The organism is Streptomyces sp. GC420, from assembly GCF_009916105.1.
Classification (GTDB): domain Bacteria; phylum Actinomycetota; class Actinomycetes; order Streptomycetales; family Streptomycetaceae; genus Streptomyces.
In genome coordinates this window covers 18,766-33,782 of the sequence record NZ_JAAAXQ010000003.1, presented here as the reverse complement: position 1 = coordinate 33,782, position 15,017 = coordinate 18,766, and the positions used below count along the sequence as shown (strand labels likewise).

Here is a 15,017-nt window from a genome sequence, read left to right as displayed (position 1 = left end):
CGTGGGGGAGGCCCTGGTGGAAGACGTCGACAAGCTCCGGTCCTACCTGCGACGCGCCGTCGGTGACGCGCAGACGTTGCGCGAGCGGGTGCGCGAGCTGGAGGAGTCCGCTCGCGACCCCATCGCGGTCGTGGGCGTGGGGTGTCGCTTCCCGGGCGGGGTGACGTCCCCCGAAGAGCTGTGGGGGCTGGTGTCCGGCGGTGTGGACGCGATGGGTGGGTTCCCGCTGGACCGTGGGTGGGAAGTGGAGGCGCTGTACGACCCGGACCCCGAGGCGCGCGGGAAGACGTACACCCGGTCGGGCGGGTTCCTGTCCGGCCTCGCGGACTTCGACGCGCCGTTCTTCGGGATCAGCCCGCGCGAGGCGCTCGCGATGGATCCGCAGCAGCGGTTGATGCTGGAGACGTCGTGGGAGGCGCTGGAGCGGGCGGGGATCGACCCGGCCGGGTTGCGGGGCTCGGCGACCGGGGTGTTCACCGGGATCTACGGGGTCGACTACGGCCCGCGGATGGGCGGCGGGGCCGCCGCCGAGGTGGAGGGTTTCGCGATCGCGGGGACGTACACCAGCGTGGCCTCGGGCCGGGTGGCGTATGTGCTGGGGCTGGAGGGTCCCGCGGTGTCGGTGGACACCGCGTGCTCGTCGTCGCTGGTGGCGGTGCACCAGGCCGTGCGGTCCCTGCGGTCCGGGGAGTGCACGTTGGCGCTGGCCGGCGGGGTGTCGGCGCTGCCGACTCCGGGGCTGTTCGTGGAGGTCGCCCGGCAGCGGGGTCTGTCGGCCGACGGGCGGTGCAAGTCGTTCGCGGAGGCGGCCGACGGAACCGGCTGGGGCGAGGGCGCGGGCGTGCTGGTGCTGGAGCGGTTGTCGGACGCGCTGCGCAACGGGCGCCGGATCAGGGCGGTGATCCGGGGCTCGGCGATCAATCAGGACGGGGCGTCCAACGGGCTGACGGCGCCGAACGAACTGGCGCAGCGGCGGGTCATCCGGGCGGCCCTGGCCGATGCCGGCCTCGCACCGGGCGAGGTGGACGCGGTGGAAGCGCACGGGACCGGCACGAAGCTGGGTGACCCCATCGAGGCGGAGGCACTGCTGGCCACCTACGGACAGGACCGGGACCCCGGCAGCCCGCTGTGGCTGGGCTCGCTGAAGTCGAACATCGGGCATACACAGGCGGCCGCGGGCGTCGGCGGGATGATCAAGATGATCATGGCGATGCGCCATGGGGTGTTGCCCAGGACGTTGCACGTGGACCGGCCCACCCCGCATGTCGACTGGTCGGCGGGGGCGGTGCGGCTGCTCACCGAGGCGAGGCAGTGGCCCGGAGCACCGGGGCGGCCCCGGCGCGCGGGGGTGTCGTCGTTCGGGGTCAGCGGGACGAACGCGCACGTGATCCTCGAGGAGGCTCCCGAGACCGTCGATCAGGTGCCCACGGATGTCCCCGGTGCGGTGCCGTGGGTGCTGTCGGCCCGGTCCGCCGAGGCGTTGCGGGAGCAGGCGGGGCGGCTGCGGGACAGCGTGGCCACTGACCTGTCGACAGCCGACGTGGGGCATTCCCTCGTGGCGACGCGCTCGCTGTTCGAGCACCGCCAGGTGGTCGTCGGAGCGGACCGGGAGGAGCTGCTCGCCGGCCTGGCCGCCGTCGCCGAGGGGAGCCGGAACCCCGCCGGAGTGGTGTCCGGCGTCGCCCGGCCGGTGGGCAGGACGGTGTTCGTCTTTCCCGGCCAGGGCTCGCAGTGGGCCGGGATGGGGCGTGAACTGTGGGAGTCGTCCCCGGTGTTCGCCGAAGCGATGCGCGCGTGCGAGGACGCGCTCGCGCCGTGGGTGGACTGGTCGCTGACCGACACTGTGTGCGGCGGGCCGAGGGCGGGGGACCTGGACCGGACCGAGGTCGTCCAGCCGGTGCTGTTCGCGGTGATGGTGTCACTGGCACGGGTGTGGCGGTCGCTGGGGGTGACACCGGACGCGGTGATCGGCCACTCCCAGGGCGAGATCGCCGCGGCCTGCGCCGCCGGCGCCCTGACCCTGCCGGACGCGGCCAGGATCGTGGCCGTGCGGTCCCGGATGCTGGCCACCAGCGCCCAGGACGGCGGCATGGCCGGGATCGTGTTGCCCGAACGCCGGGTGCGGGAGCTGCTGGAGCGGACGGGGTCCCGGGCCACGATCGCCGCGATCAACGGACCGTACTCGACGACGGTCGCGGGCGAAGCCTCGGCGGTCAGGGAACTGGTCGCGATCTGCGAGTCGGAGGGCGCCCGTGCGCGGTGGTTCCCGGCGAGCGTCCCCGGCCACTCACCGCTGATGGACCAGTTCGAGGACCGGCTCCGCGACGAGCTGGGCCGGATCGCTCCCACGTCCTCGCCGGTGGCGTTCTATTCGACGGTGACCGGCGGGCCGATCGACACCGCGGAGCTGGACGCCGCCTACTGGTTCCGCAACATGCGGGAACCGGTCCAGTTCGAGGCCGCGGTGAAGTGCCTCCTCGACGCGGGGTACGGCGCGTTCGTCGAGGCCAGCCCGCACCCGCTGCTCACGATCAACGTCCAGGACATGCTCGACCACACCTCCGGTGCCGACGGCGTGGTGGTGGGCTCGCTGCGCCGCGGCGACGGCGGCCTCAAGCGGTTGTACCGGTCGGCGGCCGAGGCCTTCGTGGCGGGCGTCGCGGTGTCGTGGGAGGCGGTGTTCCCGGGCAGGGACGGCCACTGGGTCGAACTGCCCACGTATCCCTTCCAGCGGCAGCGCTACTGGCTGAACACACCCGCCGAGAGCACCACCCGCGGCACCTCCGACCACCCGCTCCTCGACGCCGTGATCGACCTGCCCGACGACGCGGAGCGCGGGGGAGTGGTGGGCAGCGGGCGCCTGTCGCCGCAGCGCCACCCCTGGCTCTACGACCAGGTGGTCCACGGCGCTGTGGTGGTGCCGGGACCGGTGCTGGTGGAGATGGCGGTGTGGGCGGCCCGCAGGGTGGGGTGCGACGTCGTCGACGAACTCACGCTGGAGGCACCGCTGGTGCTGTCCCGAACGGCCGGCCGCGAGATCCGGGTCGTCGTCGACGGCAAGCGGGTGCTCGGCGTGCACTCACGGGGTGAGGACGAATCCGCGTGGACGCGGAACGCGGTCGGGGTCGTCGGGTCCGGCACCGGAGGAACCCGTGAGGAGGAAGACCTCGTCCCGTGGCCCCCCGCGGGCGCGGTCGGCGTGCCGTTCGAGAAGAACGTCGAGCACGTCGGGCTGAAGCAGGTGTGGCGCCGCGACGACGTTCTGTACGCCGAGGTGGAACTGCCCGCCCTCCACGGCGTGGATCCGCGCGGTTTCCGGATCCACCCGGCGCTGCTCCACGCCGCGTTGCGCGCGATCGGCCTCGGGCGGTTCGTCGACGGCTCCCGGCCCGAAGAATGGCTGCCGTACCGCTGTGCGGGGATCCGTCTGAAGTCCGCGGGGGCGGCGACCGCACTGCGCTTCCGGCTCGCGCCCGCAGGCGAGAACGCGGTCGCCATCGCCGTAGCGGATCAGGACGGAACACCACTCGGCGGCGTCGATTCGCTGCTCCTGCGGCCCGCGGACGCCGGGCAGCTCACCGAGCTGAACTTCGACCACCGGGACGCGCTGTTCCGGGTGGACTGGATACCGTTCCCGGTCCCGTCCGGGGCGGCCGCCGGCGAGTACGCGGTGGTGGGCCCGCCAACCGAGGTCACCGCATCCTTGGGCCGGGGCGGAGCGGCCTATGCGGACCTCGACGAACTCGCCGCTTCCGGCCGGGCGATACCCCCTGTCGTCGTCGCCTGTGTGCAAGGGGCGTTCGACGACGACACCCCCGCCGCTGTCGAGCGGAACATCCACCAGGTGCTGCGCTGGACTCAGGACTGGCTCTCCGACGACCGGTTCTCCGACTCCCGCCTGGTCGTCCTGACGCGCGAGGCGATCCACGATGACCACGTGACCCGCCCCGACCCCGCGGCGGCCGCGGTCTGGGGATTCGTCCGCAGCGCACAGACCGAGAACCCGGGCCGGTTCGTGCTCGTGGACACGGACGACCAGGTCGGTTCACGGGCCTGCGTTCCGGCGGCGGCCTCCACCGGAGAGCCCCAGCTCAAGATCCGGGCCGGCGTCATGACCACCCCTCGACTGGTACACGTCCAGGGCACATCCACCGGTCGAAGGTCCCTCGACGGGACCGTCCTGATCACGGGCGGCACCAGCGGCCTGGGGGCGATGCTGGCCCGGCACCTCGTGGAGCGGCACGGGGTACGCCGGCTGGTGCTCACCAGCAGGCGAGGGCCGGCGGCACCGGCGGCGGCAGGACTGAGGGAAGAACTGACCGCGAGGGGGGCGTACGTCGAGATCGTCGCCTGCGATGTCACCAGCCGTGACGCCGTCGCCGAACTGATCGCCGCGGTGCCCGACGAGCACCCGCTGACGGCGGTGGTCCACTGTGCGGCCGTACTGGACGACGGGATCGTCGAGGCGCTCACCGAGGACCGGGTGGACGAGGTGCTGGCGCCGAAGGTGCGCGGCGCCTGGTACCTGCACGAACTGACCAAGCACCTGGACCTGTCCGCGTTCGTGCCGTTCTCGTCGGTCGCGAGCGTGCTCGGAACGGCGGGGCAGGCCAGCTACGCGGCGGCCAACGCGTTCCTCAACGGGCTGGCGGAGGCCCGCCGGGCCGAGGGACTGGTCGCCGCCTCGTTGTGCTGGGGTTACTGGGCGGAACGCACCGAAGCGGGCGCCGGCCTCCATGCGGGGGACATCGAGCGCCTCCAGCGGCAGGGCGTGCGGCCGATGGCGTCGCACGAGGGGCTCGCCCTCTTCGACGCGGCGATCTCGCGGGACGAGCCGGTGCTGGTGCCCGCGCGGCTGAATCCCCCGGCCCCGGGCGCGCCGCTCCTGCGCGGCCTGGTTGCTCCCCCCTCCGGCCCAAGGAGCCAGGAGGTCGCCGACGCCGGACTCGCGCAGCGGGTCAGGTCGCTGCCGCGGGCCGACGCGGAAGGGGTGCTCCTCGATGCCGTACGGGCCCAGACCGCGATCGTCCTCGGCCACGTCGACACCGAACGGGTCGGTCCCGCCGTGGCGTTCAGGGATCTCGGGATCGACTCGCTCATGGCGCTGGAGCTGCGGAACAGGCTGGTGGCGGTCACCGGCCTGAAACTGCCCGCCACGCTCGCGTTCGACCACCCGAACCCGAACGCCCTCGCACGGTTCCTGACCGCGGGCGTCCACCCCGGCGCCGACCGGCAATCCGCGGCCGCCCGCCTGGCCAAGGAGATCGAAGGACTGGGAGCCCGGCTGGCGGACGCCTCGCTCGAACTCGCCGAGGAGGACAGGAACACCATCGCCGCCCTTCTCGGCGAGCTGCAAGACCGGGTCCGCCCGACGGCGGGCGATGGATCACCGGTCGGCATCGTCGACCGGATCAGTTCGGCATCAGCCGGCGAGCTTCTCTCGCTGCTGGACAAAGAGCTCGGCCAGGGAGAGCGATGACACACGACAACGACGCCGATGTTCTCGACTACCTCAAGCGGACGTCGATCGAGCTGATCGAAACCCGCCAGCGCCTGAACGAGCTGACGGAGGCCGCCGCGGAGCCCATCGCCATCGTCGGTGTCGCCTGTCGCTTCCCGGGCGGGGTGGCGTCCCCGGAGGCGTTGTGGGAGCTGGTGGCGGCGGGCCGGGACGCGATATCGAACTTCCCGAAGGACCGCGACTGGGACCTGGAGGGCCTGTACGACCCGGATCCGGACAGGCCCGGCACCTGCTACACGCGCTCCGGCGGGTTCCTGCACGACGCCGGTGACTTCGACGCCGACTTCTTCGGGATCAGCCCACGCGAGGCGCTGGCCGCCGACCCGCAGCAGCGGCTGCTCCTGGAGACCTCGTGGGAGTCCCTGGAGCGGGCCGGTATCGACCCGCGGAACCTGCACGGCAGCAGCACCGGTGTCTTCGCCGGTATCGCGTACTTCGGGTACGGCAATCACCTGCACACCCCCGAGGCCATCGCGGGCTACGGGCAGACCGGTTCGCTGCTGAGCGTGGCCTCCGGGCGCGTGGCGTACACGCTGGGTCTGGAGGGCCCGGCGGTGTCGACCGACACCGCGTGCTCGTCGTCGCTGGTGGCAGTGCACCAGGCGGTGCAGTCGCTGCGACAGGGCGAGTGCACGCTGGCCTTGGCCGGGGGCGTCACCGTCATGGCGACGACACAGGTGTTCCGGGAGATGTCACGGCAGCGGGGCCTGGCGGTGGACGGCCGGTGCAAGGCGTTCGCCGAAGCGGCGGACGGCACCGGCTTCTCCGAGGGGGCGGGCATGCTGGTCCTGGAGCGGCTGTCGGACGCGCGGCGCCACGGACGCCGGATCTGGGCGCTGATCCGGGGCTCGGCGATCAACCAGGACGGGGCGTCCAACGGGCTGACCGCACCGAACGGTCCGTCCCAACAGCGGGTGATCCGCGCGGCGTTGGCGAACTCCCGGGTCCGGGCGAGCGAGGTGGACGTCGTGGAGGCGCACGGCACCGGCACGACGCTGGGCGACCCGATCGAGGCCCAGGCAGTACTGGCCACCTACGGACAGGACCGAGATCCCGACCGGCCGCTGTGGCTCGGAGCGTTGAAGTCGAACATCGGGCACACGCAGGCGGCCGCGGGCGTCGGCGGGATCATCAAGATGATCATGGCGATGCGCCATCGGACGATGCCCAAGACACTGCACGTGGACCGCCCGACGACCCATGTGGACTGGTCGGCGGGGGCGGTGGAACTGCTGACCGGGACCGTGAAGTGGCCGAGCGTCCCGGGACGGCCCCGGCGCGCGGGCGTGTCCGCCTTCGGGGCCAGTGGCACCAACGCGCACCTGATCCTGGAGGAGGCGCCCGAGGAAGAGGTGGCGCCCTGCGCCTCCGAGCACCTGACCGGCTTGGTGCCGTGGGTCGTATCGGCACGCTCGGAGGGCGCGCTGCGGGCGCAGGCGGAGAGACTGCGCGACTTCGTCGTGGCGGATCCGAATGCCGAAGTCGCCGACATCGGCGCGTCGTTGGTATCAAGCCGGTCGCGGTTCGAGCACCGCGCGGTGGTGCTGGGGCACGACCGGGACGAACTGCTGCTCGGTCTCACGTCGTTGCGCGACGGCACGGAGTCCGCCGGGGTCGTACGGGGTGTCGCCGGTGAAGTCGGCGGCACTGCCTTTCTGTTCCCCGGGCAGGGCACCCAATGGGAGGACACCACACGGCAGTTGTACGAAACCTTCCCCGTCTTCGCGCGCACCCTCGACGAGGTCTGCGCACACTTTGACGCCCATCTCCCCTACGCGCTGAAGCCGTTGCTCCTCGCCGACGTGCCCGCGGAAGGCGGACAGGGCCGGACCGACATCGCGCAGCCGGCCCTGTTCGCGCTGGAGGTCAGTCGGTACCGGCTGATGGTGACGTTCTGCGGGCAGCCGGGCCACCTGATCGGCCACTCCATCGGCGAGATCGCCGCCGCTCATGTGTCCGGCGCCCTGGACCTCGACAGTGCGACACGGCTCGTGGCCGCGCGCGGACGAGCCATGCAGATGGCCGAGCGGGGCGCAATGCTGGCGGTACGCGCCTCGGAAGAGCAGGTGAGCGCCCTCTTCGGCCCGTACGACCGGATCGGCGTCGCCGCTGTCAACGGCCCGGAGTCGGTTGTGGTCTCGGGCATCCGCGACGAGGTCCTCGGCCTCCGGGACCGTCTCGTCGCCGGCGGCACATCGGCGAAACTCCTCGACGTCGACCACGCCTTCCACTCCCCGCTCATGGACCCGGTCCTGGACGAGTTCGCGAGCTCGATCGGCGAACTCCCCGCGGGCCGCATGACCGTTCCGGTCGTCTCGACCAGACTGGGCCGCGAGGCCACGCTCCGGGAACTGACGTCCGTCGCGCACTGGGTGCGGCACATCCGCGAACCCGTGCGCTTCCGCGACGCCGTGGAGTACGCCCGGGCAGCCGGGACCGACGTCTTCCTCGAACTGGGCCCGGGCTCGACCCTCACGAGCATCACCAAGGAGGCCTTCGCCGCCGAGGGCGTGGACGACGCGGTAATCCTGTCGGCGGCGCGGCGGGGGCGGGGCGCGGTGGAGACGCTGGTCGGCTCGCTGGCCCACCTGCACGTCCGGGGCGGAGACGTGGACTGGGACGCCCTGTTCGGGCCCCGCCGCCGGGTGGACCTTCCGACGTACGCGTTCCAACGGCGGCGGTACTGGTTGGACTTCCTTGCCGGGACGCGTACCGCGGACGTGACCTCCGCCGGCCTGTCGGCGTCGGAACACCCTCTGCTGGGCGCGGTGGTTGAACACCCCGGCACCGGCGAGGTGGTTTTCACCGGCCTGTGGTCCCTGCGGACCCACGACTGGCTGGCCGATCACACCGTGTTCGGCTCGGTCGTCGTACCGGCGACGGCCTACCTGGACCTGGCGCTGTCGGTGGGCGACTTCGTCGGCTGCGCCGCTGTCGACGAACTCTCCCTGGAAGTCCCCCTGGTCCTTCCCGACCCGGGCGACGTGCGGGTGCGGGTCGTCATCGGCGCGGCGGACGAGAGGGGGCACCGCACCCTGGACGTGTACGGGCGCCCGGGCGACGACGACCGAACGGTCGGCGACTGGACCCGGCACGCCACGGGGAGCCTCGCACCAAGCACACTGCCGACGGCCAGAGGGACCGATGAAGCGGGCTCCCTCGCCGTATGGCCACCGGCCGGAGCGAAGCTCCTGCCCATCGACAGCCTGTACGACTCCTTCGCGGACGCGGGTTTCGACTACGGCCCGGCCTTCCGCGGGCTGCGCGAGGTGTGGCAGCGCGGCGACGACCTCTTCGCCACGGCCACGCTGCCGACGGCCGCCGACGGTTCGGGCGGTGCCGGGTTCACCCTGCATCCGGCGCTGATGGACTCCGTGCTGCACGCGGTGGTGGCCGGCGGGGTCATCGAGATCGCGGGTGACCAGGGCTGGATGCCGTTCTCGTGGTCCGGGGTGGAACCGGCCGGGGAGTGCGGCCCGACCGTGCGGATCCGGGTCTCCCCGGCCGGGGAGGCCGCCGTGTCGGTGGCGGTCGCCGACGAGCACGGCCACGGGATCGCGCACATCGGGGCGTTGACGTTCCGGCCGGTGAGCCCCGGGCAACTGCGGTCGGCGCACGGCGGCCCCGGGCAGTCGCTGTACGAAGTGGCATGGCGGCCGGTCCGGCCGGGCGAGCGGGAGACCGATCGGGGGCGGTGGGGAGTTCTCGGCGCGAAGGACGGCCTGGCGTCTCGCCTCTCCGAGGCGGGTGTGCTCTACGCGTCCCTCGACGACGTCCTCGCGGGGGAGACACCCCGACACCTCGTGCTCTGCGTGGACGATCTCGTCGATGCCGAGCCCGACCTGCTCGCCACGGACACGCGTGTGCTGGCACAGGTCCAGCGGTTCCTCGCCGAGGACGCGCTGGCCGGATCCACGCTGGTGGTCCTCACCCGCCTCGCGCTCGCCACCGGTGGCGAGGACAGTGTCGAAAGCCTCCCCGGCGCGTCCGTCTGGGGCCTGATCCGTTCCGCCCGGACGGAACACCCCGGCAGGTTCCGGCTGCTGGACATCGACGACGAGGAGAGCTCTTGGGCGCACCTCGCGGACGCGCTCGCCCTGGGCGAGGACCAACTGGCTCTGCGTGACGGCGTGTTCCTGGTCCCCCGGATGACGGCGATCTCACCCGCGAGCAACCGGATGGAGCCGCCGGTGTCCGGCGCGCACCGACTGGGCGTCACGAGCAAGGGGACGCTGGAGAACCTGACCTGGGTCCCGTGCCCCGAGGTGGAGGCGCCCCTGACGAGCGGGCAGGTGCGCGTCGCCGTGCACGCCGCCGGGCTCAACTTCCGCGACGTCACGATCGCCCTGGGACTGGTGGAGCGGACGGCCATCGACGCCGGGATCGGCAGCGAGGGCGCCGGAACCGTGCTGGAGGTGGCGGACGACGTCACCGGTCTCGCACCGGGCGACCGGGTGACGGGCATCTTCTCCGGCGCCTTCGGCCGCGTGGCCGTGGCCGACCACCGCCTGCTCATGCCCGTCCCCGACGAGTGGAGCTACGTCGAGGCGGCATCCGTGCCGGGGGCCTTCCTCACCGCCTACTACGCCCTCTTCCACGTGACGCGCCTGGAGAAGGGCCAACGGATCCTCGTCCACGCGGCGGCGGGCGGTGTCGGGATGGCCGCCGTACAACTGGCGAAGCACGTCGGTGCCGAGGTCTACGGAACCGCGAGCCCGGCCAAGTGGCCCGCCCTGCGGGCCCTGGGGCTGGACGACGCGCACCTGGCGTCGTCGCGGGACCTGGAGTTCGCGGACGCCTTTCTGGACTCCTCGGGCGGTCGCGGGGTGGATGTCGTCCTGAACTCCCTCGCGCACCACTTCGTCGACGCATCGCTGAAGCTGCTCCCCGGGGGCGGGAGCTTCGTGGAGATGGGGAAGACGGACATCCGCGATCCCCAGCGGGTGGCGGCCGATCACCCGGGCGTCGACTACCGGGCCTTCGACCTGTACGAGGCCGGCCCGGACGTCATCCACGAGATGTTCCGCGCCGTCATGGGGTTGTTCGCCGACGGGCGGCTGCACCTGAAGCCGATCGCCGTCCGCAACATCCGCGACGCGCGCAAGGCGTTCCGCGAGATGAGCCAGGGCCGCCACACCGGGAAGATCATCTTCGACCTGGGGAGCGGCTTCGGCGGCGGGACCGTGCTGGTCACCGGCGGGACCGGGGGAGTGGGCTCGCTGGTGGCCCGGCACCTCGTCACCGAACACGGGGTGCGCAGCCTGGTGCTGGCGAGCCGTCGGGGCATGGCGGCCGACGGGGCACCCGAACTGGTCGCGGAGTTGGAGCGGGCGGGCGCGGCCGTCAAGGTCGTGGCCTGCGATGTTGCGGACCGGGACGCCGTGGCCGACCTGCTCGCGCACATGCCCCCCCGGTCTCCGCTGACGGCGGTCGTGCACGCTGCGGGTGTGCTGGCGGACGGCACCGTCGAGTCGCTGACCCCGGAGAGCCTCGACCGCGCGCTGCGCGCCAAAGCAGGCGGCGCGGTCAACCTGCACGAGCTGACCCGGGAACACCACCTCTCGGCCTTCATCCTGTTCTCCGCCCTCGCGGGCACGCTCGGCACAGCAGGACAGGCCAACTATGCCGCGGCGAACGGGTTCCTGGACGGTATGGCAGCGCGACGCAGGGCCTCCGGCCTGGTCGGCACCTCGCTGTGCTGGGGCTGGTGGGAGCAGCTCAGCGGTATGACCGAGAACCTGGACGAGGTGGACCTCGCGCGGGTCCGCAGGCTCGGCATCGCCGAGATGCCGACCGCCGAGGCGCTGGCTCTGTTCGACGCGGCGTGTGCGATCGACCGTCCGGTCGTGATCCCGGCCCGGCTGGACGTCGCCGCGCTGCGCAACAGGACCGGAGACGAACTGCCGCCCCTCCTGCGCGACCTTGTCGGCACCGGTCGCCCGGCTCGGAACAGGGCGAGCGCGACCAGGGACGGCGACCTGCCCGCCAGGCTGGCCGCCCTGCCGGAGGGCGAGGCGGAGACGGCCGTACTGGACTGGGTAGGCGAACAGGTCGCCGTCGTGCTCGGGCACCCGTCCGGTACGTCCGTCGACGCCGACCAGGCTTTCACCCACCTCGGATTCGACTCGCTGACCTCCGTCGAGCTGTGCAACCGCCTGGCCTCCGCGACCGGCCTGCGTCTACCGTCCACCCTCGTCTTCAGCTACCCCACACCGCGCGAGCTGGGCGGGCACATCGCCGGCCTGCTGCGCCCGGCACCGAGCGCGAGCCCGGACTCGGACACCGGTGCGGACGAACTGGCCGCCATGGACCTGGAAGCACTCGTCGACCTGGCTCTGGACGAGAGGGGCAATTGACATGAACAACTCCGCGGACCGTACGGCGGAGGGCGGGGACCGGGTCGAACGGGCGCTCCGCACCCTGCTGGAAGAGCGTGACCGCCTCCGGCAGGAGAACGAGGCCCTCAGAGCCGGCCGCGGCGAGCCGGTCGCCGTGGTGGCCATGGCCTGCCGCTACCCGGGAGGCGTGACCTCGCCCGAGGAACTGTGGGACATGGTCCGCGGCGGCGTGGACGCGGTGGACGAGTTCCCGGCGGACCGCGGATGGCGCGACCTCTACGACCCGGACCCCGACGCGGTCGGCAGCTCGTATGTGCGGCACGGCGGATTCCTGACGGACGTGGCCGATTTCGACGCGGGCTTCTTCGGCATCAGCCCGCGCGAGGCACTGGCGATCGATCCGCAGCAGCGCCTGCTGCTGGAGACGTCGTGGGAGGTCTTCGAGCGGGCAGGCATCGTGCCCGCGGAGGTGCGCGGGACCGACGTCGGTGTCTTCACCGGGGTGAGCTCCTCCGAGTACGGCTCGCGCTTCCTGGAGGGGAGCAGGAGCGAGCTGGAGGGCTACCTGATGCACGGGAGCGCGCTGAGCGTCGCCTCCGGCCGGGTGGCTTACGAACTGGGGCTGACCGGGCCGACGTTGTCCGTGGACACGGCGTGCTCGTCGTCGCTGGTGGCCCTGCACCTGGCCGTGCGGTCCCTGCGCGCGGGGGAGTGCTCGCTCGCGCTGGCGAGCGGGGCGTTGGTGATGTCGACGCCCGCGATCTTCGTGGAGTTCTCCCGGCAGCGCGGTCTGGCGGCCGACGGCCGGTGCAAGTCCTTCGCGGACGGCGCCGACGGCACCGGCTGGGCCGAGGGGGTGGGCGTGCTGCTCCTGGAGCGGCTGTCCGACGCCCGCCGAGGCGGCCACCCGGTGCTGGCCGTCGTCCGCGGCAGCGCGGTGAACCAGGACGGCGCCAGCAACGGACTGACCGCGCCCAACGGCCTTGCCCAGCAGAAGGTGATCCGGCAGGCATTGGCCAACGCCGGGATTGCGCCCTCCGAGGTGGACCTGGTCGAGGCCCACGGAACCGGAACCGCGCTGGGCGATCCCATCGAAGCGGGCGCACTGCTCGCGACCTACGGACAGGACCGGGCCGAGGGCAGGCCGCTCTGGCTGGGGTCCCTGAAGTCGAACATCGGTCACGCCCAGGCCGCCGCAGGGGTCGGCGGGATCATCAAGGCGGTGCAGGCCATGCGCCACGGGTATCTGCCGAAGACCCTGCATGTGCGGACGCCCTCACACCACGTGGACTGGTCCTCCGGCGCGGTCGAACTGCTGGTGGAGGGGCGTGAGTGGCCCCGGGCGGAGGGTCCGCGACGGGCCGGGGTGTCCTCGTTCGGCGTCAGCGGCACCAACGCGCACGTGATCCTTGAGGAGGCACCGCCGCCGGAGCCGCGGGACGAGCCCGGCCCGGCCGTCGCCGGCGGCCTGGTGCCGTGGGTGGTGTCGGGCAAGAACGCGGCGGCCCTGGAACGGCAGGCGGGCAGGCTGCGCGATTTCGTCGTGGCGAACCCGACGGTGGATGTCGCCGATGCAGGTTGGTCGCTGGTGTCGAGCCGGTCGGCCTTCAAGCACCGTGCCGTCGTCCTGGGCCGTGGCCGGGACGAGCTGCTGAGCGGACTGTCGTCGGTGCGCGACGGCGCGGAGTCCGCCGCGGTGGTGCGCGGGGTCGCCGGGGACCTCGGTGGTGTCGTCTTCATGTTCCCCGGGCAGGGATCCCAATGGGTCGGCATGGGAAGGCAGTTGTACGACACCTTCCCCGTCTTCGCCGACAGCCTCGACGCGTGCGCGGCCGCGTTGGCCGAGTGGGTCGACTGGTCGCTGCTCGACGTGGTGCGCGGTGGGGAAGGCGCGCCGACACTGGACCGGCTCGACGTGGTGCAGCCGGCGCTGTTCTCGGTGATGGTGTCCATGGCCGCCCTGTGGCGGTCCTGGGGCGTGGAACCGGCCGCTGTGGTCGGACACAGCCAGGGCGAGATCGCCGCCGCCCACGTCTGCGGTGCGCTGTCGCTGCGCGACGCCGCCAAGATTGTGGCGCTCCGCAGCAAGGCACTGCTGGATCTGATCGGACATGGCGGGATGGCGTCGGTCTCGGAGTCCGCGGAACTCGTGTCGGCGCGCCTCGCCTCCTGGAACGACCGGGTGAGCGTCGCCGTGGTCAACGGACCCCGCTCCGTGGTGGTGTCCGGTGAGTCGGACGCCCTCGACGAATTCGTCGAGAAGATGACGGCCGAGGGCGTTCAGGCCAGGCGTATATCGGTCGACTACGCTTCCCATTCCCACCAGGTGACCAAGGTCCGCGACCAGGTGATCGGACCGCTGTCCGACATCCGCCCGAACACGTCGACGCTGCCCTTCTACTCGACCCTGCTCGGGGAAACGGTCGATACCGCGGAGCTGAACGGTGTCTACTGGTACAACAATCTCCGCGAGAAGGTCCGCTTTGAAACATCCGTCCGGCAGCTGGCCGAGGACGGCTTCCGGGTGTTCGTCGAGATGAGTCCGCACCCCGTTCTGACCGTCCCGGTGCAGGAGATCGTCGAGGACATCGACGACGCGCTGGTCCTGTCGTCGGCACGGCGGGACCGGGGAGAAGCGGAGGCGCTGCTCGGCTCGCTGGCCCACCTGTACGTTCGGGGCGGAAGTGCGGACTGGGGAGCCCTGTTCGGGGCGCGCCGACGGGTGGAACTGCCGACGTACGCCTTCCACCGGCAGCGGTACTGGCTGAACTCCTCTTACCGTGCGGTGGCGGCGGAGGTGCCCGAGACGGAGCTGCCGGCAGTCGATGACCAGCCCCTTTCCCTGCCGGACACGCTCTCCACCCTCTCCGACCAGGACGCGGAAGCACTCGTATTGGACCAGGTCCTCAGGAAGATCGCCGTCGTGCTCGGACACCCTTCCAGCGAGACCATCGACCCCGACCAGGAGTTCAAGCACCTCGGATTCGACTCGCTGTTGTCGGTGGAGCTGAGCAAGCGCCTGGCCGCGGCGACCGGGCTCCGGCTTCGGGCGAACGTGGCGCTGAGGTACCCGACCGCGCGGCTGATCACCGGGCACATCGTCTCCTCTTTCCGTGCCCGGTAACTGTCCCGTCGGCGGGACACCGTGAGTGTGCCGA

The 15,017-nt window shown here is 72.1% G+C and carries 2 protein-coding genes and 1 pseudogene; all 3 read left to right on the top strand.

Annotated features, from left to right (window positions below):
- Window positions 1–16 precede the first annotated feature (16 nt).
- A pseudogene (locus tag GUY61_RS00935) lies at window positions 17–5,479 on the top strand (SDR family NAD(P)-dependent oxidoreductase); the annotation flags it as partial.
- The gene (locus tag GUY61_RS00930) at window positions 5,476–11,877 is read left to right on the top strand and encodes a type I polyketide synthase (RefSeq protein WP_166628084.1); all 6,402 of its coding nucleotides are present in this window, start codon (window positions 5,476–5,478) and stop codon (window positions 11,875–11,877) included. The pseudogene GUY61_RS00935 and the gene GUY61_RS00930, both read left to right, overlap by 4 nt.
- A 1-nt stretch (window position 11,878) precedes the next feature.
- Window positions 11,879–14,983, top strand: a complete 3,105-nt coding sequence (locus GUY61_RS00925; protein ID WP_166628083.1) for a type I polyketide synthase — start codon at window positions 11,879–11,881, stop codon at window positions 14,981–14,983.
- Window positions 14,984–15,017: the final 34 nt, after the last annotated feature.